Below are 21,266 nucleotides of genomic sequence, written 5' to 3'. Positions count from 1 at the left end.
GAGAGTCAAGCACATCCGACCCGCCAGATGACCAATCGTGAACAGATTCTCATTCCGCGTCGGGATGGCGTTCACCTCGTCCGACCCGGAACGCCCGTTCACCCCCCGCTGACCTCGTTTGCGTCCTCCTGCACGTGCATGCCACGGCCGTCCTGGTCGTCGAGCCAGCCCTCGGGCAGGACGACCCGCTTGCGCGGCGCCCCCTGACGCCCCCGCGGCGCGCCCAGCTCGGAGGTGGGAAACGGTTCTGTCGGGTCCAGCTCCGCCAACAGCGTGTCCAGGGTGGAGAGCGTGTCCACCAGGCCCAGGGACTGCCTCAGCCGGCCACCGGCTCCGAAGCCCTTGAGGTACCAGGAGATGTGCTTGCGGAACTCCTTGCAGCCGCGTTCCTCACCCATGTGCTCGCTCAACAGCTCGGCATGGCGGCGCATCATCACCGTGACCTCGCCCAGCGTCGGCAGCACGGTCTCGCTCGGGGTCCCGGAGAAGGCAGCCGCCAGGTCGCGGAAGAGCCACGGGCGACCGAGACACCCGCGGCCGATGACCACTCCTGCCACGCCCGTCTGCTCGACCATCCGGACCGCGTCCTTGGCCTCCCAGATGTCTCCGTTGCCCAGCACCGGGATGTCCACGGACTGCACGAGCTCGGCGATGGCCTCCCAGTCGGCGACACCGGAGTAGGCCTGCTCGACCGTACGTCCGTGGAGTGCGATGGCCGCTGCCCCGGACTCCTGCGCGATCCTCCCTGCGTCGAGGTAGGTCAGGTGGTCCAGGTCGAGGCCCAGCCGGGTCTTGATGGTCAGCGGAACGTCGTACTTGGCCGTCGCCGCGACGGCGGCCTCGAGCACCTGGGCCAGCAGGCCGCGCTTCCAGGGCAACGCTCCCCCACCGCCCTTGCGGGTGACCTTGGGGACGGGGCAGCCAAAGTTGAGGTCCACGTGGGCGACCCCGTACTCGTTGCAGAGGATCTCCGCGGCAAGTCCGACGTACTTCGGGTCGGTGCCGTAGAGCTGGACCGACCGCACCGTCTCCAGCTCGTCGAAGACCAGCATCTGCTTGGTGTGCTCGTCGCCCTCGACCAGGCCGCGCGAAGTGATCATCTCGCAGACGTAGAGTCCCGCTCCCTGCTCGGCGCAGAGACGGCGATAGGCGGCATTGGTGATGCCTGCCATCGGAGCAAGGACCACGGGCGTCTCCACGCGGACGTTGCCCAGCACGAGTTCGGTGGGCAGAGCAGCGGACGGGGCAAGCACCATGGAGCCATTGTCCGCCGGTCGATCGGGTGACCCAAATCAGGCGTGAGCCCTCAGGAGGTCCACACGAACCTCTCGCGGCCGAAGGAGATCGGCCCACCCAGACGCGAGGCGCGCCGGCACTCACCTCGGACCCGGCACCGCACCAGGGCGGAGCGTCCCGCCCGGCTCACCTCGAAGACCACTCTGGCATCCGTCTCGAACCTGGCCGTCTGCTCCTGACCGAAGGCCGGCTCCCCCATCACCGCCGCCCGGCCGAAGGTCCACGAGCGCAGCACCTTGCCGTCGCGCATCCGTCGCACCTGCAGCACGTCCCTGCCCCGCAGCTGTGTGGTCGCGACCCCGAGCACGCGCCTGCCGTTCGGGGCCAAGTCGAGCGGGGTGAACCGGTCGGACCACGCAGGCGTCCCGGGGTCGGAGATCGAGGTCGGGCCGTAGCGGCGCCATCCCTGCTCCAGGAACATCACGTCACGAGTGATGAAGCCACCGGAGATCCCCCGGTAGTGGACCACTCGCAGGTCGACACCGGGGCGCCAGACAGCCGTGCCACCCGTCTCGCCTCCGTCCTCGCCGTCGACGCTGCCCTCGATCAACACCCGACTCCCGGCTGCGTCGAAGGGGAGGCCGGAGGTGAAGATCTCGGGCTCGCCGTCGTCCTCGAAGAGGTACCCGTCGCTGACCCGGCGCACCTGCGTCGTGGAGCCGTAGCGAGGGAACTCGGTCCACACGAGTCGTGTCCCGCCCCGCGAGAGGAGGACACCCAGGTTCTTCGTCGGCTTGTAGTCGTCCCGACCCTGTGGGACCAGCTCGGGGGAACGCCCTCGACGTATCCGGTGCACCGAGATGACCCCGTCCTTGCCGGAGGCGACCAGTCGATCCTTGCCGGAGCGGCCCAGCAGGACCTGGCGCTCACCGTCGTGCGGAACCTCGACGGGAGTGGCACGGCCCTTCGCGTGGATCTTGTCGTCCTGGAGGTACGGCAACCCAGCGTCGGCGCCTCGGGCCAAGGTGCGCGGGTCGGGGTGTTCCACCGCCCCCGCAGCAGTCGTGCCCGGACCCATCGCCATAACCGCGGCGACGGTGGCCAGCGAGGCCACTCGCACCGCCGTCGTTCGCCAGGTCCTGTCCATGATCGAGAATGACACGCCCTTGCCCTGCCCGGAAGCGAACTGGTGCGACGTACCCCACCGCGTGGCAAAATTTTGCCACGCGGCTCGTGCCAGCGCTGCTCAGCAGCCGAGCAGGCGCTCCGCGAAGTACCGGCTGATGCCGTCGAGGCTGATCCGCTCCTGCGACATGGAGTCGCGCTCACGCACGGTGACGGCGTTGTCCTCGAGGGTGTCGAAGTCGACGGTGACGCAGTAGGGCGTACCGATCTCGTCCTGGCGACGGTATCGACGTCCGATGGCTCCGGCGTCGTCGAACTCGACGTTCCAGTTCTGGCGCAACTCGGAGGCCAGGGCCTTCGCCTTGGGCGAGAGATCCGCGTTGCGGCTCAACGGGAGAACCGCGATCTTCACCGGGGCCAGGCGCGGGTCGAGCCTGAGCACGATGCGCTTGTCGACGCCGCCCTTGGTGTTCGGTGCCTCGTCCTCGGTGTAGGCGTCGACCAGGAAGGTCATCAGGCTGCGGGAGAGTCCGGCCGCCGGCTCGATGACGTACGGGGTGTAACGCTCGTTGTTGGCCTGGTCGAAGTAGGAGAGGTCCTGGCCCGAGTGCTGCGAGTGGGTGGTGAGGTCGAAGTCGGTGCGGTTGGCGATGCCCTCCAACTCACCCCACTCCGAGCCGGCGAAGCGGAAGCGGTACTCGATGTCGGTGGTGCCCTTCGAGTAGTGCGACAGCTTCTCCAGGGGGTGTTCGTAGAGGCGCAGGTTGTCGCGCGCAACCCCGAGACCGACGTACCACTCGAGGCGCTCGTTGATCCAGTACCTGTGCCACTCGTCGTCCTCGCCGGGCTTGACGAAGAACTCCATCTCCATCTGCTCGAACTCGCGGGTGCGGAAGATGAAGTTGCCCGGTGTGATCTCGTTGCGGAACGACTTGCCGATCTGGGCGATGCCGAACGGCGGCTTCTTGCGCGACGAGGTCACGACGTTGGCGAAGTTGAGGAAGATGCCCTGGGCGGTCTCGGGGCGCAGGTAGTGCAGGCCGGACTCGTCCTCGGTCACTCCGAGGTGGGTCTTGAGCATCCCGGAGAACTGCTTGGGCTCGGTCCACTCACCGCGGGTGCCGCAGTTGGCGCAGACGATCTCGGTCATCGCCACGTCGTCAGGAGAGGAGAGGCCCTTCTTCTCGCCGTTCTTCTCGAAGTACGCCTCCTGGAGGTGGTCGGCGCGGTAACGCTTGTGGCACGACTGGCACTCGGTCAGCGGGTCGTTGAAGGTGGCGACGTGGCCGGAGGCAACCCAGGTCTCGCGCGGCAGGATGATCGAGGAGTCCAGGCCGACGACGTCCTCGCGGCCCTGAACCATCGCCTTCCACCACTGGCGCTTGATGTTCTCCTTGAGCTCGACACCGAGCGGTCCGTAGTCCCAGGCGGAGCGGGTACCGCCGTAGATCTCGCCGCACGGGAAGACGAAACCTCGACGCTTCGCCAGGGAGACAACGGTGTCGACGATGGATGCGGGGGCCTTGGCCACGGGGTACTCCTGCTGCAGAGGTCGGCTGGCTGCCGACCTGGAATGACTCAGCCTAACGAGCGCGCGTCGAACTCATTCAGGGTGGCTCCAGGGATCACCGGTTCGTAGGCGCTGGGCTCGTCGAGCGCCCGACTGAGCACGGGCACAGCCGTGACCTTCACGTCGTACGCGGAGAGTGCCCGACGGTAGGAACCCACGTTGGACCACTGGGTGTGCAGGACCCACAGCGATGGGTCGTCCAGGTTGCGGCCGATGGTTCCGTCGACGAAACCCCGCTGCGCGGACAGGGCGAGGTGGGCGGCCTGGATCGACTCGCGAAAGGCCTCACCCTCGGCGAGCGGAACGCAGAATCTGTTGATGACGATCACCCGAGCAGCCTAGGCCCGGGGGCGCCCGACCTGCTTTTGAAAACCATTCTCACTCGTGTGAGAATGGTTCTCATGCAGCTCCGTCACCGCCTTGCTCCCCTCGCCGTCCTGACCGCCACCGCCCTGCTTGCCAGCGGGTGCGCAGCGCTGGAGGACGATCCCGTGACCGAGGGCACCATCTCGGTGACGGCCGGCTTCTATCCCCTGGCCTGGACGGCCGAGCAGATCGGCGGCGACCACGTCCGGGTCACGGACCTGACCCGCCCCGGGCAGGACGCCCACGACGCCGAGCTCTCCCTGGCCAACACCGCCGAGCTGAGCTCTGCGGACCTGGTGCTGCACAGCGGCAGCTTCCAACCCTCGGTGGCCAGCTCGGTGAAGGCCAACGCATCCGGAGCGGTGCTCGACGTGGGCGACGTGATCACCTACCTGCCGGTGCACGAGCACGAGGAGGACCACGACGACCAGGGGCACGACGACGAGGGGCACGGCGACGAGGGCCATGAGGACGAGGGCCATGAGGACGAGGGCCATGAGGGTCACGACCACGGCGACGAGGATCCCCACTTCTGGCTCGACCCCCTCCTCATGGCCGACCTGGGCGAGGCAGTGGCCGCGGAGCTCGGTGAGATCGCACCGGAGCACGCAGACGAATTCACCCGCGCCGCCGAAGAGCTGCGCGACGACCTCACGGCGTTGGACCGGGAGTACGTCGAGCGACTCGCCTCCTGCGAGCGGACGACCGTGGTGGTCAGTCACGACGCGTTCGGGTACCTGCGGCGCTACGGGCTCACATTCGAACCCGTGGCCGGGCTCTCGCCGGGAGCGGAGCCGACTCCGGCGGGTCTGCGCCACCTGGCCGAGGTGATCGAGGAGGAGGAGATCACCACGATCTTCACCGAGACATTGGCTCCCACCAAGCTCACCGAGCAGCTGGCCGCGGACGAGGGCATCGAGGTTGCTGTCCTCGACCCCGTCGAAGGCTTGACGAAGGCCGGCGAAGGGGACTACTTCTCCCTGATGCGCGCCAACCTGGAAGCCCTGAGGAGTGCCAACCAGTGCTGAGCAGGTCCAGTTCCGACGACGACGTGCCGGTGCGACTGACCAACGTCTCGGTCTCCATCGAGGGTCGACCCGTGGTGCGTGGCGTCGACCTCCAGATCACGACGGGCGAGTTCGTCGCGCTGATGGGCGCCAACGGATCCGGCAAGTCGACCCTGGTCCGGGCCATGACCGGTCTGCGCCCCGTCGCCCGCGGCTCGGTGCGGCTGTTCGGCACCGAGATCGGACACTTCCACGACTGGCAGCGGGTCGGTTTCGTGCCGCAGCGTTCGGGAGCCGGCTCCGGGGTCCCGGCCTCGGTCTGGGAGGTGGTGTCGTCGGGGCGCCTCACCCACCGCCGCCCGTTCCTGCCGATGTCTCACAAGGACCGCGACCTGGTGACGAGGGCGATCGAGATCGTCGGGCTGAGTGGGGAGAAGCGTGCGGCGGTCTCCAACCTGTCGGGGGGCCAGCAGCAACGCGTGCTGATCGCCCGTTCACTGGCCGGCCAGCCCGATCTGCTCTTCCTCGACGAACCCACCGCCGGTGTCGACATGCCCAACCAGCAGGTGCTGGCCGACACCTTGGCCACCCTGTCGGACCGTGGCGTGACCATCGTCCTGGTGGCCCACGAGCTCGGCCCGCTGGCTCCGCTCATCGACCGATCCGTCGTCCTGCGCGACGGACGGGTGGTCCACGACGGCGAGCCGCTCGCGGAAGCCCAGGTGCACCACCCTGACCTCGGTCTCGGACACGCGCACCATCCACCGCAGTCCCCTGCCCTGGACCACGTCCCGCACGTCGCAGGCCCCTTCGAGACACCTGACCCGGACGAGGAGGTCCGCTGATGAGCGAGTTCGTCGCCCTGATGCAGTCCGGGTTCATGCAACGAGCCCTGTTGGCTGCCTTCTTCACGGGGCTGGCCGTCCCGGCCGTCGGGACCTACCTCGTACAGCGCCGGATGTCGCTGATGGGAGACGGCCTCGGCCACGTCGCGGTCACCGGCGTCGCCATCGGACTCGTCACCAGCACCGCACCCACCTGGACGGCCGTCGTTGCCGCGGTCCTGGGCGCGATCGCCATCGAGCTGATCCGTGAGCGCGGACTCTCCGGCGGTGACGTGGCGCTGGCCCTGCTCTTCTACGGGGGCCTGGCCGGTGGCATCTTCGTGGCCAACCTGGGTGGTGAGAGCACCAGCAGCCTGAACCAGTACCTCTTCGGCTCGATCGTCTCCATCACCCCCTCCGACGTGCTGGTCACCATGGTGATGGGTGTGGTGCTGGTGATCCTGTGCGTCGGACTGGCGCCGCAACTCTTCGCCGTGGCCCACGACCACGAGTTCGCGAAGGTGGCCGGACTGAACGTCAGGTTCTACAACCTCCTGGTCGCCGTGCTCGCCGCCGTCTCGGTGACGGTGGCGATGCGTACGGTCGGGTTGCTGCTGGTCTCCGCGCTGATGGTCATCCCGGTCGCCGCGGCGCAGCAGGTGACCTCGTCCTTCCGCCGGACGCTGGCGATGTCCATGGGAGTGGGGATGACCGCCGCGGTCGGCGGGCTGTTGCTGGCTGCAGCCGCCTCCTACCGGGCGGACGTCGCCCCGGGCGCCTCCATCGTCCTGGTCAGCCTGGTGATCTTCCTGGTCGCGTGGCCGGTCGGCGCCCTGATGCGGCGCCGGACCAGACGGCTGCTCCCCTTCACCGACGACGCCCCGTCGGGGCAGGCCGCCAGCACGCACCACGTACACGTGCACGGAGCACACTGCGGCCACGAGGCAGTGCCCCACGGTGACCACGTCGACTACCTGCACGACGGACACCGTCACGCGCCCCACGGAGAGCACTATGACGAACACTGACCGCGACCGGGTGAGCGCTGCGCCGAGCTCCCCCGAACCAGGCGCCCTGCGCCCCACACGACAACGTACGGCGGTGACCGAGGCGCTGGGCACCGTGGCGGACTTCCGCTCCGCCCAGGAGATCCATGACCTGATCGCCGGTCACGGCGAGAAGGTCGGACTCGCCACTGTCTACCGGACGCTGGCGGCGCTCGCCGACGCCGGAGTGGTCGACGTCCTGCGCACGGAGGAGGGCGAAGCGGTCTACCGGCGCTGCGCAACGACCCGGCACCACCACCATCTCGTCTGCCGCACCTGCGGCGCCACGGAGGAGATCGAGGGCCCGGCAGTCGAGGACTGGGCGGGGGCGATCGGGCGGACGTTCGGCTATGCCGACATCAGCCACGAACTGGAACTCTTCGGTACCTGCCCCAAGTGCGCCGGAGCCCCCTGAGTCACAGGCCGGTGTCGGCCTCGGTCTGGGGCTGTTCGTTGGGGACCGCGCCTCCGTAGCGACGGTCGCGACGTGCGTACTCGTCGATCGCGGCCCAGAGGTGACGTCGGTCGACGTCGGGCCACAGCACGTCGGAGAAGACGAACTCCGAGTAGGCGGACTGCCAGGTCATGAAGTTCGAGAGCCGCTGCTCCCCCGACGTGCGCCAGACCATGTCGGCATCGGACAGCTCAGGCACGTAGAGGTGGGCCGCGATCGTCTTCTCGGTGATCCTCTCGGGGTCGAGCCGCCCTGCGGCCACCTTGCGCGCGATCGCCTGCACGGCGTCGGCGAGCTCGGCCCTGCCACCGTAGTTGACGCACATCGTCAGGGTGCAGACCGTGTTGTCCCGGGTCAGTTCCTCGGCCGCCTGGAGCTCGCGGATCACCGAGCGCCACAACCGCGGAGCTCGACCGGCCCATCGCACCCGCACCCCGAGCTCGTGCATCTCGTCACGACGGCGGCGGATCACGTCGCGGTTGAACCCCATCAGGAACTTGACCTCAGCGGGAGACCGGGACCAGTTCTCGGTCGAGAAGGCATAGGCGGAGATCGCCTTGACCCCGATCTCGATGGCGCCCTCCACGACGTCGAAGAGGGATGACTCCCCCTGCTCGTGACCTCGCGTTCGTGGCAGGCCTCGTTCCTTGGCCCACCGGCCGTTGCCGTCCATCACGATCGCGACGTGCTCCGGTACGAGCTCGGCCGGGATCGGGGGCGGGGTCGCGCCACTCGGATGTGGGGTGGGTCGGCTGACGGAACGATTCACAGTGTGCAGCCTAGAACCTGCGTGCCCGGTCATCGTTCGACGTAGGCCAGTGACCGCAGTCCACGCTCCATGTGCCACGCCAGGTAGGCCGCAACCAGACCGCTGGCCTCCTTGCGGGAACGGGGATCGGCGGCGTGCACCACCGGCCAGTCGCCCGCCATCAGCGCCCCCAGCAGCACCAGGGTCGCGGGGGCCGGGGTGGCCGATCCGGGCATCCGACACACGCTGCACAGCACCCCGCCCGCGGCGGGGTGGAAGAAGCGGTGGGGCCCCTCGGTCCCGCACCGCACGCAGTGGTCGAAGGACGGGGCGTACCCCGCCACCGCCAGGGAACGCAGCAGGTAGGAGTCCAGGACCTGGCCCGGAGCATGCTCCCCGGCAATCATCGCCCGCAGCCCACCCACCAGCAGCAGGAACTGCTGGAGTGCCGGTTCCTTCTCCTCGGCCACGAGACGTTCGGCCGTCTCCAGCATGACCGTCCCGGCCGTGTAGCGGTCGTAGTCCATCCCGAGGCCGGGATGGAACGGGGTCAACGTCTCCGCCTGGGTGATCACGTCGAGTGAGCGACCCTCGGCCAGTTGCAGGTCGACGTGGGTGAACGGCTCCAGGCGCGCACCCCAGCGCGACGTCGTCCGTCGTACCCCCTTCGCCACCGCTCGGACCAGCCCGTGGTGTCGGGTCAGGAGGGTGATGATGCGGTCCGCCTCCCCCAACTTGTGGGTGCGCAGGACGACCGCCTCGTCGCGATAGAGAGGCACCCCTCCATTGTGCCTCTCACGAGGCTGTGGACGGGGTAGCGGCCGGCGCGTTCGGCCAACATCGATGAAACTCGGGTCAAGCCGCACATTCGTCCGCTCATGCTGGGAGACTTTCCGACGTGACGCCACGACCTCTGCACCCGGGCGGGACCCTCTGGGCCGCTCTGGTGCTGTGCGCCGTCGTCGCGACAGGCTTCAGCGCCCTGCGCCTCTCACCCGATGGCCTCCCGGTCATGGCCTGGTGGCCGGTGGCCGGTCTCAGTGTCGCGCTGCTGGCCCGGATGCCTCTACGCCTCTGGCTGGTCCTCGTGCCGATCATCGGCGTCTCCCACTACACCGCGCTCCTGATGAGTGACCGCCCGGTGACCTTCTCGCTCGCCTACGGGTCGGCCAGCCTCGTGGCCGCCCTGGCTGGAGCCTTGGTCCTGCGCGGTCGCCGTGACCCGTCCGACGTCGTGCTGCGCAGACAGATGGACGTGGTCAGGCTGATGGGGAGCGCAGCGGCAGCTGCCACCGTCATGGTGCTCGGCGGCGTCATCTACGCCACCTCCCAGGGAGACACACCCCCTCCCTCGCTCATCCTCCTGGGCATCTCGCACCTCGCCTCGGTCCTGGTCATCGTGCCGGTCCTGACCACCGGACCCGGCACCCTGCGTCGGTTCCATCCTGCGGCCTTCGTGGTGCAGAGCCTGTTGCTCGCAGGCGCCATCGGCGTCGTCTTCGCGCCGTCCCAGCACCTTGCGCTCGTCTTTCTCCCACTCCCCCTGCTCACCTGGGCCGCCTACCGGTTCGGACTCCGCATCGTCAGTTGGCAGATCCTGTTCTGCGCGGTGGGGATCAATGTCTACGCTGCGTTCGGGCACGGTCCCTTCGCGTGGTCGCAGGGCACGGCCACCGACCCCGTCGTCGTCGGCAGCCTCACCCAGGGCTACCTCGTCGCCATGACTCTGCTGTGCCTGCCCGTGGCCCTCTCGATGCACCAGAGCGACCGTCTGGCGAGGGAGCTGCGGGCCTCCCGAGACCTCAGCGACATGACCCTCGCCACGACCGGGTGCATGATCATGGTCAGCGACATGGCCGGCACCGTGCTCCGGGCGAACCCCGCGGTCAGCCTGATCCTCGGTCATCGCACCGACGACGTGGTGGGACGTCCCATCTGGGAGACCATCGTCTCGCCTGAGCACCGCGCGCAGGCTGCCGCGATGTTCACCACGATGGACGGGTCACTGATCCCCACCAGCGTCGACGGACGGGTCCGCGACCTCGAAGGCTGTGAGCACCGCGTCCTGTGGACCTCCGGCGTCGTCTGCGACGACACCGGCACCCCGACGCACGTGGTGATGACCGGGCTGGACATGACGGCCGAACGCAACGCGGCGGGGCTGATGGAGCACGTCCTGGGCGCCGCTCTCGACACCGCGATCATCGGTACGGACACCAACGGCCGGATCACCCTCTTCAACGCCGGGGCCCAGGCCATGCTGGGTCAGAGCACGTACGACGCCGTGGGCAGGCCCTTCACCGACATCCTCGACCCCGCGGGTTTCAGCGCGTGGGCAGCCGCCCATGACGCCCCCGCAGACTTCTCGTCGCTGGTGCAGCACCAGGTCGACGCGCCGCCCACCGACTGGGAGTGGCGGACCAGCCTGAACCGGGACGGCGCCCCCACCCGTCGGGTGTCGACGACGTTGAGCGGGATCCACGACCACGGGGACACGCTCATCGGCTACCTGTGCGTGGGCTCCGACGTCACCGAACTCCACCAGACCGCAGAGCTCCTGGTCACTGCGCTCGAGAAGGAGCGGCAGATCGTCGGACGGCTCAAGGACCTCGACACCGCCAAGGATCAGTTCGTCTCGACCGTCAGCCACGAGCTGCGCACCCCGGTGAGCACGATCATCGGGTACGGGGAGATGCTCGTCGAGGGCGACCTGGGTGACCTCTCCGCGGGTCAGGTGAAGGCGCTGGAGGCCATCACCCGCAACGGGGAACGGTTGGTGACCCTGGTCGACAACCTGCTCGCCCTCAGCGGTCTGGCCTCCAACACCCTGAGTTGGGACCGGGACCCGGTCGATCTGCGCGATGTCCTGGCCAAGGCCCGCGACGCCACCTCCGGTCTCGTCGAGAATCGCTCCCTCACGGTCACCTTCGAGCCGCCGGCCGACGAGGTGAGCGTGATCGGCGACCTCCCCACCCTGACGCTCGCCCTGACCAACCTGCTGAGCAACGCAGTGAAGTTCACCGAGGACGGCGGACAGGTGCGCTGTGTGCTCGACGTGAGCGAGGGCCAGGGCCGCTTCCTGGTGCACGACGACGGCCTGGGCATCGCAGCCGACGAGCAGGTGCACCTCTTCACGCGCTTCTGGCGCAGCACCACGGCACAGCGCCGCGAGATACAGGGCACCGGCCTCGGGCTCTCGACGGTCCAGTCGATCATCCTGGCCCACGGAGGCACGATCACCATCGACTCCGCCCACCTCGCCGGCACGACCGTGACCGTCCTGCTGCCACTGACCGAGTCGTCGAGGCGCAAACGGGAGACGAACTCCGGCGTTGAGCGCGCCTGACCCGGCGAACTTCTCCGCGATCAGGCGCGGTTGACCGCGCTGACGACTGCCTTCAGCGAAGCCGTGACGATGTTGGCGTCCAGGCCAACCCCCCACAGCACCTGGTCGCCCACGGCGCACTCGACGTACGCAGCAGCGATGGCGTCACCGCCGGCTGACAGCGCGTGCTCGGCATAGTCCAGGACCCGGACGTCGCCGCGCTTGTCGTACGCCGGGTTGCCGGCTGCCTGCTCGGAGGCGACGAGCTCGTTGAGCGCGTGGCTGAACGCAGCGATCGGTCCGTTGCCCTCGCCGGTCAGGGTCCGGGCGACGCCGTCCACGTACACGTTGACGCTCAACTGGTCCTTCTCGCCGGCGGCCGAGGACGTGTGCACCGAGTTGAGGCGCAGCGGTGACTCGCGCTCCAGGTACTCGGAGCTGAAGACCTCCCAGATGCGCTCCGGGGTGATCTCCCCACCTTGGGAGTCGGTGTGTGCCTGGATCACCCGGCTGAACTCGATCTGTGCGCGACGGGGCAGGTCCAGGTTGTGCTCGGCCTTCAGGACGTACGCGACACCGCCCTTGCCGGACTGGCTGTTGACCCGGATCACGGCCTCGTAACTGCGGCCGACGTCCTTGGGGTCGATCGGCAGGTAGGGAGCCTCCCACTCGATGTCCCGCACCGAGATCCCCTGCTCCTCGGCGCGACGCTCCAGGTCCTCGAGGCCCTTCTTGATGGCGTCCTGGTGGGAGCCGGAGAACGCCGTGTAGACGAGGTCGCCGGCGTACGGGTGCCGCGGGTGCACCGGCAGGCCGGTGCAGTACTCGACGGTGCGGCGGATCTCGTCGATCCCGCCGTCGACGGCGAAGTCGATCTGCGGGTCGATCCCCTGGCTGAACAGATTCATCCCCAGGGTGACCAGGTCGACGTTGCCGGTGCGCTCGCCGTGTCCGAACAGGCATCCCTCGACCCGGTCGCCCCCAGCCATCAGGCCGAGTTCGGTCGCTGCGACGGCAGTGCCACGGTCGTTGTGCGGGTGCAGGCTGATCGCCGAGTGCTCACGGCGGGTCAGGCCACGGCTGAAGTACTCGATCTGGTCGGCATAGGTGTTCGGCGTGGACATCTCGACCGTCGCCGGCAGGTTGAGGATGATCTCGCGACCCGCCTCGGGCTGCCACACGTCCGAGACGGCCTCGCACACGCTCAGGGCGAAGTCGGTGTCGGACTGGGTGAAGATCTCGGGGCTGTACTGGTAACCGAAGTCTTCGCTGCCGACCAGTGCACCCACGTGCTTCTCGGCGTACTTCATCACCATCTCGGTGCCCCGGACCGCGATCTCGATGCACTCCTGGGGGGTGACCCCGAAGACGACCCGCTGGAAGAGCGGGGCGGTGGCGTTGTACATGTGGATCGTCGCTCGCGGCGCCCCGGCCAGGGATTCGGCGGTGCGCTCGATCAGGTCCTCGCGAGCCTGGGTCAGCACCGAGATCTGGACGTCGTCGGGGATCCGGTCCTCTTGGATCAACTGGCGCACGAAGTCGAAGTCGGTCTGACTGGCGCTGGGGAAACCGACCTCGATCTCCTTGTAGCCCATCTTCACCAGCAGGTCGAACATCGTCAGCTTGCGCGCGGGCGTCATCGGGTCGATCAGGGCCTGGTTGCCGTCACGCAGGTCGGTCGAGAGCCAGCGGGGGGCCCGCGTGATCTTCTTCGAGGGCCAAGTGCGGTCCGGCACCGTGACGGGCTCGAAGGGCCGGTAGCGGCCGTACGGCATCGGGCTGTGCTTCTGCTGGTTGCTGGTGTTGCTCAGGTTGGTCATGGAGACTCCTCGTTCATCGGCGTAGGGGCGGCCGGCGCGCAGCATTCACTCCGCAACGAGGGGGCCGGATGTGCTTCAGGCCTCGCTGCGGCGGCGAAGGAGGAGAAAGAATCGCTTCATGACACGAGCCACGATACGCCCATCACCGCACTGACGCGACTTGAGGTGGGCACAGATCGCGCGACTCGTAGGCTGGGAGGCATGTCCCGACTGCTGGTAGTCCATCACTCCCCCACTCCTGTCTCGCAGGCTCTGACCGAGGCCGTGCTGGCCGGCACCCGGGCCCCGGAGTTGGCGGAGGCCGGCTCGGGCGATCTGGAGATCGTGTCGTGCCACGCTCTCGAGGCCGGCATCGACGACCTCGCCGCCGCCGACGGCCTGCTGCTCGGGACCACCGCAAACTTCGGGTACATGAGCGGGGCGCTCAAGCACTTCTTCGACACCGTCTTCCTGGCGGCCGGCGGAGCACTTGCGCCCGACGGCGGCGGTGACGGCGGCGCTCTCGGGTCGTCGGCCACCAAGTTGCCGTACGGGCTCTGGGTGCACGGCCGCTACGACACGACCGGCGCGACCCGGTCCGTGCTCAGCATCGCCGGCGCGCTGCCGTGGCGCCAGATGGCGCCACCGCTGGAGATCCTGGGAGACGTGGGCGACGTCGAGCGCGAGGCCGCGTACGAACTGGGCGCCACTCTCGCGGCGTTGACCCTGGAGGAGCGGTGAGGCACGCCTCAGTCTCCGCCCTGGCGTGCCTGACGATGCTCTTCGGCCTCAGCGCCTGCACCGACGAGGGCAACAGGGACGACGCGCGCTCGACGTCGACACAGCAGACGCCGGAGCCGGCCGTGTCCGAGAAGCCGAAACCGCCACGGCGACCCAAGGTGGGCGACTGCCACCGACTCACCTGGAACGATGCCTTGGCTCCCACCGCACCGGTGAAGAAGCGCGTGGGATGTGCCAAGAAGCCCACCGCCGTGACCTTCTACGTGGGCCGGGTCAAGCGGGACTCCGACGGGACGCGGCTCGCTGTCGACGCGCCGAGCGTCCAGAAGCAGGTCGCGAGGGTCTGCCCCGATCGACTCCAGAAACATCTCGGCGGCAACAAGGACCTGCTGCGCCGCAGTCTCCTGACCACGGTCTGGTTCACCCCGACCATCGAGCAGGAGGAAGCCGGGGCGGACTGGTTCCGGTGCGACCTCGTTGCCCCGCTCACCGAACGGACCCTGTTGGTGCTCCAGACCCCGGTGCAGGGACTGCTCGATGACCCGGGCCGCCGGGAGCGCTACGCCCTCTGCGCGAGCGGAGACCCCGGCAGCAAGTCCTTCAAGCGGACGACGTGCCGCGGCGCCCACGCCTGGCGGGCGGTGAGCACCGTCGACATCTCCGGCGAAGCGTACCCGGGTGCTGGGTCCATCGAAACCACCATGGACGACGCGTGCAGCGACGTCGCCACCGAGGAGGCCACCAATCCCCTCGACGTGAGGTGGTCGCAGGAAGGACCGACCCGCAAGCAGTGGAAGGCCGGTCGCAGGTACGGGATCTGCTGGGTCCCGGCCTGACTCGGCCGCGGTCCCAGCATCAACCAGACCCTCAGAAACCGAGCTTGCGCAACTGACGGGGGTCGCGCTGCCAGTCCTTGGCGATCTTGATGTGCAGGTCCAGGTAGACCGGGGTGCCCAGCAGTGCCTCGATCTGGAGTCGAGCAGTCTTGCCGACCTCCTTGAGACGGGCACCCTTGTGGCCGATCATGATCCCCTTCTGGGAGTCACGCTCAACGTAGAGACTGGCGTAGATGTCGAGGAGCGGCTTGTCCTCGTCTCGACCCTCCCGCAGCCCCATCTCCTCGACCACCACGGCGATCGAGTGGGGGAGCTCGTCGCGTACGCCCTCGAGCGCCGCTTCACGGATCAGCTCGGCAGCCAGGACCTGCTCGGGGGCATCGGTCAGGTCGCCGTCGGGGTAGAGCTGCGGGCCCTCGGGCAGCAGGGCGACCAGGAGGTCGGAGAGCAGTCCGACCTGATCGCCCTCGAGCGCGGAGACCGGGATGATCTCTGCCCACTCGGTGTTGGTCTCGACACCCAGTCTGGCGATCGCCAGCAGGTGGTCGGCGATCTGCTCAGGGGTCGCAAGGTCGGTCTTGGTGGCGATCGCGACCTTGATCGTGCGGCGCACCTTGCCGACCTCGTTGACGATGAACTTGTCGCCGGGGCCGACCTTTTCGTTGGCCGGGAAACAGACCGCGACGACGTCGACCTCCGACAGGGTCGTCCGGACCAGGTCGTTGAGGCGCTCACCCAGGAGCGTGCGCGGCCGGTGCAGCCCGGGAGTGTCCACGAGGATCAACTGGGCGTCCGGGCGGTGCACGATGCCGCGCACCACGGTGCGGGTGGTCTGGGGCTTGTTCGAGGTGATGACCACCTTGGTGCCGACCAAGGCGTTGGTCAGCGTGGACTTGCCCGCGTTGGGCCGTCCCACGAAGGAGACGAAGCCGCTGCGGTGCGCGGGGAGAGAGGGAGCCGAGTTGGGCGTCGGGTCAGGCATGGGCGATTGGTTCATGATTCCTCCCGGGCAGCGTCGTAGTCCGCCCAGATCTGTTGGTCGGACTTGCCGGAGGCCTTGCCGGCGCGGTGGATCGGGGCTGGATCGACAGCACGCGGCTGCCGCCCGGCGGTGCTGCGCCAGTAGCCCATGACGTCGTAGTCCGAGGACGGCATCTGCCGTACCCGCATCAGGTGCTTGCGGATCGCCCGCATCTGCGCGGACTCCCCTGCCATCCAGAAGTAGCCGCTGCCCTGCGGCCAGTCGATGGTCTCGACCGTCTCGGCCAGGGCGGAGCCGCCGGGAGGGGTATCGAGCCAGGTGACGTCGCTGCCGACCGGCAGGTAACCCGCGAGGTCATCAGGGACCTCGGCCCAGATTCGCGTGGGCACCTTCACGGACTCCGTGATCCGGGCCATCGCAGGCAGCGCGGTGAGGTCGCCCACCAGCAGCACCCACTGCGCTTCGTCGGGCATGGCGAAGGACGCCTTCGCCTCGGTGATCGTCACGGTCTCGCCGACACAGTCGCCGCGAGCCCACTCGGTGACCAGGCCCGTCTCGTGCACCACCACGTCGAGGACCATCTCCGAACCGTCCCACGAGCGCACCGTGTAGTAGCGCACCTGGAACTGCCCGGGCACCACCAGACCGACCCATTCATCGGGCAGGTCGGTGCTCACGAAGTCGCCGAGCCCCTCACCGCCGAGGACCAGACGGACCAGGTGCTCGCTGAGTTGTTCACGTCGCAGCACCTCAGCGGGGTACTGCCTGGCTCTGGTGCTCACCGGACAAGGCTAGTCACCTCGGCACGGAACGGAGAATCTCACCACTCCTCGCGCAGGGGCCACCCGTTCTCGCCGGACGCGGAGGGTCGCACCGTCAGCACCTGGTGCAACTGCACGTCGTTGCGTTCGAACCCCAACCGCGAACCAGCCATGTAGAGCCCCCAGACCCGGGCGGTGCCCACTCCGACCTCCTCGACGCAGTCGTCCCAGTGCTCCACCAGGTTGCGGCACCAGTCGCGCAGGGTGAGGGCGTAGTGGTGCCGCAGGTTCTCGACGTGAAGGACCTCGAACCCGACGTCCTGGGCCTCGGTGATGATCCGCCCGACGCCAGTGAGCTCACCGTCGGGAAACACGTACCGGTCGATGAAGGCGCCCGTCTCCTGGCGCCGGTTGTGCGGCCGGGTGATGGAGTGGTTGAGCAGCCGGCCTCCCCTGCGCAGGCGGGAGAGCAGGAAGAAGAAGTACTCCGGGTACTTCCCCACCCCGATGTGCTCGGTCAGGCCGATCGAGCTCACCGCGTCGAAGCCTGTCTCGGTGACGTGACGATAGTCCTGGTGCCGGATCTCGACCGATGGCGACAGTCCGGCACGCTCGACCTCCGCGCGCGCCCATGCCGCCTGCTCCGCCGACAGCGTCACTCCGAGCACCTGGACCCCGTACTCGCGCGCGGCATGGATCGCCATGCCACCCCACCCACACCCGACGTCGAGGAGTCGTTGCCCGGGACGCAGCGCCAACTTGCGCGCCACGAGGTCGAACTTGGCGGCCTGAGCCTCCTCCAAGGTCGCCCCCGGGTAGGGATAGAGAGCACACGTGTAAGCCATCGAGGGACCGAGGACGTGCTCGTAGAAGGCGTTGGAGACGTCGTAGTGGTGCTCGATGACGTTGGCGTCCCGGGCGATCGAGTGCCGCACCCCTTCCACGGCGCGACGCCAGCGCGGGAGGTGTTCCTGGGGCGGCGGGGGTGGCGGGAACAGGTGAGCGATCCCCAGACCCCGGAGCGCCTGCACCAGCTCGACAGGCCCCGGCGCCCGGAACCTGGTGCGGTCCATGAGGTCGACGAGCAGGTCGTAGGGGTCTCCGGGGTGCACCCCGACCATGTCGAGGTCTCCGGAGACGTAGGCCCGCACCATTCCGAGGTCACCGGGAGCGGTGAGCAGGTAGGACAGCCCGCGCTCGCTCTTGAGCTCGAGCCCGGTGCGACTCTGCGGCGGACCGGCGGTGCTGCCGTCGTACGCGGAGAAGCGCACCGGCATCCCGTCGCGCAGCAGGGACGCCATTGCTCCGGCTATCGACGGGGACCGGGTCGATTCGTGGTTGCGGGTCTGTTTCGGGATCTTGATCTCACTCATCGTCGAAGCACCGCCTTGTCGTAGAGGTTGCTCAGTCGGTCCTGCGGGTCATGCATGGCCTTCACCCGGGCCAGGTGCGCGCCTCCGTAGAGTCGATGGAACTCCTCGGGTCCGTAGTAGGCGTCGGAGTAGAGCGACTTGTGACCGCCCAGGTCAGTGACCCGCGCCTCGACGGCCCGGTTGAGCGGTGCTCCACCCGCAGTGGGTCCCACCGCCACCGTCCCCCAGAAGCCGAGGTTGACGTACGTCTCCCCCGGCCGCAGCGGATAGGTCGGCCAGGTCCGCTCGCCCCGGAGCCGCAACGGGCAGAGCCACACCGGACGCATCGAGACGTGGCGGTCGAACCACGCCAGGAAGTCGCCCAACGCATCCAGCGGCACCTCGACGTCCTGGATCACGCGCTCGCGTGCCGGACGTCCCCGCAGCCGGTCCAGACGATCCACCACATGATGGCGGCGTTCGGTGGCGACGATGCGCTGGTAGATCTCGGAATGCCGCCAGCGGCGGGGCCAGAACCGCCGCACCAACGGGTGCTCCAGGCCGAGGGCCTGTGCACACCAGAACCAGTCGGTGTCCCAGCGCCAGAGGTAGTCGTGCGCGGTGAGCAGGTCGGACTCCTTCTCCCGCACCGACCGGTGGTAGATCTCGGAGCCGGTGTAGTCCGAGACCGGGCCGGGCTCCGCCTCGAAGGCAGCCAGGCTGAGTCGCAGGTCGGTGGGTGAGAAGGCCACCCCGTCCATCGCATCCACCCGTGTGCCGAGCCACTCACCGGACCGGACGATCTTCTCGACGGCCTCCCCGAGAGCCTCGGCGCTGGTGAAGGGGACGTGGCGCAGCGCGACGTACTCCCCCACCGGGGTCAGCTCGACACGCAACCGGATCGCGTACCCCAAGGAGCCGTAGGAGTTGGGAAAGGCATCGAACAGCTCATCGCCCGGGCGGCACGTCACCACCTCCCCGGCACCGGTGAGGACGTCCATCTCGAGCACCGACTCGTGCGGCAGGCCATGACGAAAGCTCGTGGACTCGATCCCGAGGCCGCTGACCGCTCCACCGAGGGTGATGGTGCGCAGCTGTGGCACGACCAGCGGCATCAACCCGTGTGGCAGCGTCGCCTCCACGAGACGCTGGTAGGTGCACATGCCCTGCACCACCGCCTCGCGTCCGTCGGGATCGACTGCCAGGACCCCGTCGAGACCGGAGACGTCGAGGCCAGTCGTCGGCACGGCCCGCGGCCGGAAGAGGTTGCTGGTCCTCTTGGCCAGCCGGACCGGGGCACCGACCGGTAGGGCCGCGTACGACGCCCGCAACCGGGCGACGGCGGCCTCGTGGCGTTGGCCCTCCGCACGAGCCACGTGCACGCTCATGCCATCAACCGTAAGGCAGGCCGAGGACCGGCGCGACCCTCAGAACTGGTGAAGTCTCCCGCTGAAGGTGAGGCTCCCGCGCGGGTCGCCGAGGTGGATGACCACGTCACGACCGGCGAAGTCACCCAGCACCCCGCGGTCCGTGACCGGGAGCTCAGCGGTGGCTGCCAGTCGTACGACCGCCTCCAGACCTCGTGACCCCGACGCGTACGCCATGGCCACGCAGACCTGGACCGCGCTCAGGGTGAGGGAGGGCAGAGCGACCGAGGCGGCGGCGTACGTCCGCCCGTCGGTGTCGCGCACGGCTGCCCCTTCCGCCGCGTCCACCCGAGCGCGGGTGGCCTTGGCCAGGGTGACCAACTTGGCGTCCTCGGGCGAGAGGTCTGCGGGTGGTGTCATCGTTCGTTCTCCTCCTTGAGTCCTGGGGCGACCGGGTCCGATCCCTTGGGCTCGACCGGTCCGACCAGCACCGTGCCCACCTTGTTGCGGCGACCTGACGGACCCTCCGCCTCGAAGCGCAGGCCATGGACCTCCACGACCGCGCCGGCCAGTGGGACCTTGCCGAGATGTTTGGCCATCAGTCCCCCCACGGTGTCGACCTCGTCATCGATCACGTTGATGCCGAACAGGTCGACCAGGTCGTCGACGGCGTAGCGGACCGAGACACGCGTGCCTGCCTCGGTGACCTCGGACTCCGGCACCTCTTCGTCATACTCGTCGGTGATCTCGCCGACGATCTCCTCGAGCACGTCCTCGATGGTCACCAACCCCGTCGTGCCGCCGTACTCGTCGACCACCACCGCCACGTGCTGGCGCCGTGACTGCATCTCGGTGAGCAGGTCCCCGGCCGCCTTCGTGTCGGGCACGAAGTAGGCATCACGCATGACCTCGTCGACCCGCAGAGTGGTCTCGATCTGCGGATCCTCGAAGTCCCGCCGTACGACGTCCTTGAAGTAGGCGACCCCGACGATGTCATCGAGGTTCTCGCCGATGACCGGGATCCGCGAGTATCCGGACCGCAGGAAGAGACTCGTCACCTGGCGCAGGTTCTTGTGGCGCTCGACGTAGACCATGTCGGGTCTCGGCACCATCACCTCGCGACAGATCGTGTCCCCGAGCTCGAAGACCGAGTGGATCATCTTCCGCTCACCCTCCTCGATCACGTCGGACGCCTCCGCCAGGTCGACCAGTTCACGCAGTTCGGTCTCGCTGGAGAACGGTCCACGACGGAAGCCACGGCCCGGAGTGATGGCGTTGCCCACCAGGATCAGCAGCTGCGGCAGCGGGCCCAACACCCTGGTCATCGCGATGACCGGTCCGGCCAGGAAGGTCGCGCAGGCCGCGTCGTGCTGACGGCCCAACGTGCGCGGCGCGACTCCGATGATCACGAACGAGATCAGCACCATCACCGCGACGCTGGTCAACGCCGTGGGCCACCAGGCGCCGTCGTAGAAGTCGTGCCACCACAGGGCGACGCCGACGGTCGCTGCCATCTCGCAGGACAGCCGCAGCAGAAGGACGGTGTTGAGATAGCGAGCCGGCTCACCGAGGATCAGCAGGAGATGCCGAGCACCGGCCTTGCGCTGGGCCACGAGCTCCTCGGCACGAGCCCGGGAGAACTGGCTGAGGGCGGCGTCCGCGGCCGAGAACACCCCGGCCAGCAGCACGAGCACGACGGTCGTGGCCAGCAGCCATCCCCCGCTCAT

At 68.5% G+C, this 21,266-nt stretch carries 20 protein-coding genes; 7 read left to right on the top strand and 13 right to left on the bottom strand.

From position 1 onward, the window contains the following. Positions 1 to 98: 98 nt before the first annotated feature. From dusB to DNK52_RS15830, 4 genes are all read right to left on the bottom strand, one after another. Positions 99 to 1,256 (bottom strand): tRNA dihydrouridine synthase DusB, encoded by a 1,158-nt coding sequence (dusB, locus tag DNK52_RS15845; RefSeq protein ID WP_110242010.1) that lies wholly within the window; start codon positions 1,254 to 1,256, stop codon positions 99 to 101. 50 nt (positions 1,257 to 1,306) lie between these two features. Next, positions 1,307 to 2,398 (bottom strand): hypothetical protein, encoded by a 1,092-nt coding sequence (locus DNK52_RS15840; protein ID WP_162598812.1) that lies wholly within the window; start codon positions 2,396 to 2,398, stop codon positions 1,307 to 1,309. 84 nt (positions 2,399 to 2,482) lie between these two features. Beyond that, on the bottom strand, positions 2,483 to 3,892 hold the full coding sequence (locus DNK52_RS15835; protein WP_110242008.1) for a glycine--tRNA ligase: 1,410 nt from the start codon (positions 3,890 to 3,892) through the stop codon (positions 2,483 to 2,485). Positions 3,893 to 3,939: 47 nt separating this feature from the next. Beyond that, a complete protein-coding gene (locus DNK52_RS15830) occupies positions 3,940 to 4,260 on the bottom strand; it encodes an antibiotic biosynthesis monooxygenase family protein (RefSeq protein WP_110242007.1) in 321 nt (106 codons plus the stop codon). A 72-nt stretch (positions 4,261 to 4,332) separates the two neighbouring features. Here DNK52_RS15830 and DNK52_RS15825 point away from each other — a divergent pair, with 72 nt between their 5' ends. Genes DNK52_RS15825 through DNK52_RS15810 form a run of 4 tightly spaced genes read left to right on the top strand, consistent with a single transcriptional unit; the run spans position 4,333 to position 7,589 of the window. Next, complete coding sequence (locus DNK52_RS15825) at positions 4,333 to 5,325, top strand: metal ABC transporter substrate-binding protein (protein WP_162598811.1); 993 nt, start codon at positions 4,333 to 4,335, stop codon at positions 5,323 to 5,325. Beyond that, on the top strand, positions 5,319 to 6,149 hold the full coding sequence (locus DNK52_RS15820; RefSeq protein ID WP_110242005.1) for a metal ABC transporter ATP-binding protein: 831 nt from the start codon (positions 5,319 to 5,321) through the stop codon (positions 6,147 to 6,149). The genes DNK52_RS15825 and DNK52_RS15820 overlap by 7 nt, the downstream gene beginning before the upstream one ends. Beyond that, positions 6,149 to 7,156 carry a metal ABC transporter permease gene (locus DNK52_RS15815; protein WP_110242004.1) on the top strand — a complete coding sequence of 336 codons (1,008 nt, stop codon included), beginning with the start codon at positions 6,149 to 6,151 and terminating at the stop codon, positions 7,154 to 7,156. Before DNK52_RS15820 ends, DNK52_RS15815 begins: the two co-directional genes overlap by 1 nt. Next, positions 7,143 to 7,589, top strand: coding sequence for a Fur family transcriptional regulator (locus DNK52_RS15810; RefSeq protein WP_110242003.1), 447 nt, complete (start codon positions 7,143 to 7,145; stop codon positions 7,587 to 7,589). The genes DNK52_RS15815 and DNK52_RS15810 overlap by 14 nt, the downstream gene beginning before the upstream one ends. Before the next feature lies 1 nt (position 7,590). On the opposite strand, the gene DNK52_RS15805 is transcribed toward DNK52_RS15810, so the two are convergent. Together DNK52_RS15805 and recO are read right to left on the bottom strand one after the other, a co-directional pair. After that, a complete protein-coding gene (locus tag DNK52_RS15805; RefSeq protein ID WP_110242002.1) occupies positions 7,591 to 8,430 on the bottom strand; it encodes an isoprenyl transferase in 840 nt (279 codons plus the stop codon). Then, a complete protein-coding gene (gene recO, locus DNK52_RS15800) occupies positions 8,427 to 9,155 on the bottom strand; it encodes a DNA repair protein RecO (protein ID WP_110242001.1) in 729 nt (242 codons plus the stop codon). The genes DNK52_RS15805 and recO overlap by 4 nt, the downstream gene beginning before the upstream one ends. Positions 9,156 to 9,274: 119 nt before the next feature. Between recO and DNK52_RS15795 the strand changes: the two genes are divergently transcribed. Further along, entirely contained in the window at positions 9,275 to 11,722 is a 2,448-nt protein-coding gene (locus DNK52_RS15795; RefSeq protein ID WP_110242000.1) for an ATP-binding protein, read from the top strand. Positions 11,723 to 11,742: 20 nt separating this feature from the next. Here DNK52_RS15795 and leuA read toward each other — a convergent pair whose 3' ends face one another. Next, positions 11,743 to 13,521: a 2-isopropylmalate synthase gene (gene leuA / locus DNK52_RS15790; RefSeq protein ID WP_110241999.1), complete on the bottom strand. Its 1,779-nt coding sequence runs from the start codon at positions 13,519 to 13,521 to the stop codon at positions 11,743 to 11,745. Between the two features lie 201 nt (positions 13,522 to 13,722). Here leuA and DNK52_RS15785 point away from each other — a divergent pair, with 201 nt between their 5' ends. Continuing rightward, positions 13,723 to 14,241 carry a flavodoxin family protein gene (locus DNK52_RS15785; protein WP_110241998.1) on the top strand — a complete coding sequence of 173 codons (519 nt, stop codon included), beginning with the start codon at positions 13,723 to 13,725 and terminating at the stop codon, positions 14,239 to 14,241. Beyond that, on the top strand, positions 14,238 to 15,077 hold the full coding sequence (locus tag DNK52_RS15780) for a septum formation family protein (protein ID WP_110241997.1): 840 nt from the start codon (positions 14,238 to 14,240) through the stop codon (positions 15,075 to 15,077). The genes DNK52_RS15785 and DNK52_RS15780 overlap by 4 nt, the downstream gene beginning before the upstream one ends. 31 nt (positions 15,078 to 15,108) lie before the next feature. On the opposite strand, the gene era is transcribed toward DNK52_RS15780, so the two are convergent. From era to DNK52_RS15750, 6 genes are read right to left on the bottom strand one after another with little or no spacing between them, the layout of a single operon-like run. Continuing rightward, the gene (gene era / locus DNK52_RS15775; protein ID WP_239455754.1) at positions 15,109 to 16,074 is read right to left on the bottom strand and encodes a GTPase Era; all 966 of its coding nucleotides are present in this window, start codon (positions 16,072 to 16,074) and stop codon (positions 15,109 to 15,111) included. Then, positions 16,071 to 16,841, bottom strand: a complete 771-nt coding sequence (locus DNK52_RS15770; RefSeq protein ID WP_110241995.1) for a siderophore-interacting protein — start codon at positions 16,839 to 16,841, stop codon at positions 16,071 to 16,073. The genes era and DNK52_RS15770 overlap by 4 nt, the downstream gene beginning before the upstream one ends. Before the next feature lie 38 nt (positions 16,842 to 16,879). Then, the gene (locus tag DNK52_RS15765; protein WP_110241994.1) at positions 16,880 to 18,193 is read right to left on the bottom strand and encodes a class I SAM-dependent methyltransferase; all 1,314 of its coding nucleotides are present in this window, start codon (positions 18,191 to 18,193) and stop codon (positions 16,880 to 16,882) included. Continuing rightward, a complete protein-coding gene (locus DNK52_RS15760) occupies positions 18,190 to 19,560 on the bottom strand; it encodes an FAD-binding oxidoreductase (protein WP_110241993.1) in 1,371 nt (456 codons plus the stop codon). Before DNK52_RS15760 ends, DNK52_RS15765 begins: the two co-directional genes overlap by 4 nt. Positions 19,561 to 19,599: 39 nt before the next feature. Beyond that, positions 19,600 to 19,959 (bottom strand): cytidine deaminase, encoded by a 360-nt coding sequence (locus DNK52_RS15755; protein WP_110241992.1) that lies wholly within the window; start codon positions 19,957 to 19,959, stop codon positions 19,600 to 19,602. Continuing rightward, entirely contained in the window at positions 19,956 to 21,266 is a 1,311-nt protein-coding gene (locus tag DNK52_RS15750) for a hemolysin family protein (protein WP_110241991.1), read from the bottom strand. Before DNK52_RS15750 ends, DNK52_RS15755 begins: the two co-directional genes overlap by 4 nt.

The sequence above is a fragment of the Nocardioides gilvus genome (genome assembly GCF_003194605.1).
Lineage (GTDB): Bacteria > Actinomycetota > Actinomycetes > Propionibacteriales > Nocardioidaceae > Nocardioides > Nocardioides gilvus.
The sequence above is the reverse complement of the archived record's forward strand: the minus strand, read 5'-3'. Positions and strand labels throughout refer to the sequence as shown.

What these genes read in the sequence shown, in the direction of transcription:
- dusB (WP_110242010.1), bottom strand. Translation starts at nt 1,256, where the DNA reads ATGGTGCTTGCCCCGTCCGCTGCTCTGCCCACCGAACTCGTGCTGGGC.
- DNK52_RS15825 (WP_162598811.1), top strand. Translation starts at nt 4,333, where the DNA reads ATGCAGCTCCGTCACCGCCTTGCTCCCCTCGCCGTCCTGACCGCCACC.
- DNK52_RS15815 (WP_110242004.1), top strand. Translation starts at nt 6,149, where the DNA reads ATGAGCGAGTTCGTCGCCCTGATGCAGTCCGGGTTCATGCAACGAGCC.
- DNK52_RS15810 (WP_110242003.1), top strand. Translation starts at nt 7,143, where the DNA reads ATGACGAACACTGACCGCGACCGGGTGAGCGCTGCGCCGAGCTCCCCC.
- DNK52_RS15805 (WP_110242002.1), bottom strand. Translation starts at nt 8,430, where the DNA reads ATGACCGGGCACGCAGGTTCTAGGCTGCACACTGTGAATCGTTCCGTC.
- leuA (WP_110241999.1), bottom strand. Translation starts at nt 13,521, where the DNA reads ATGACCAACCTGAGCAACACCAGCAACCAGCAGAAGCACAGCCCGATG.
- DNK52_RS15785 (WP_110241998.1), top strand. Translation starts at nt 13,723, where the DNA reads ATGTCCCGACTGCTGGTAGTCCATCACTCCCCCACTCCTGTCTCGCAG.
- era (WP_239455754.1), bottom strand. Translation starts at nt 16,074, where the DNA reads ATGAACCAATCGCCCATGCCTGACCCGACGCCCAACTCGGCTCCCTCT.
- DNK52_RS15765 (WP_110241994.1), bottom strand. Translation starts at nt 18,193, where the DNA reads ATGAGTGAGATCAAGATCCCGAAACAGACCCGCAACCACGAATCGACC.
- DNK52_RS15760 (WP_110241993.1), bottom strand. Translation starts at nt 19,560, where the DNA reads ATGAGCGTGCACGTGGCTCGTGCGGAGGGCCAACGCCACGAGGCCGCC.
- DNK52_RS15755 (WP_110241992.1), bottom strand. Translation starts at nt 19,959, where the DNA reads ATGACACCACCCGCAGACCTCTCGCCCGAGGACGCCAAGTTGGTCACC.
- DNK52_RS15750 (WP_110241991.1), bottom strand. Translation starts at nt 21,266, where the DNA reads ATGAGCGGGGGATGGCTGCTGGCCACGACCGTCGTGCTCGTGCTGCTG.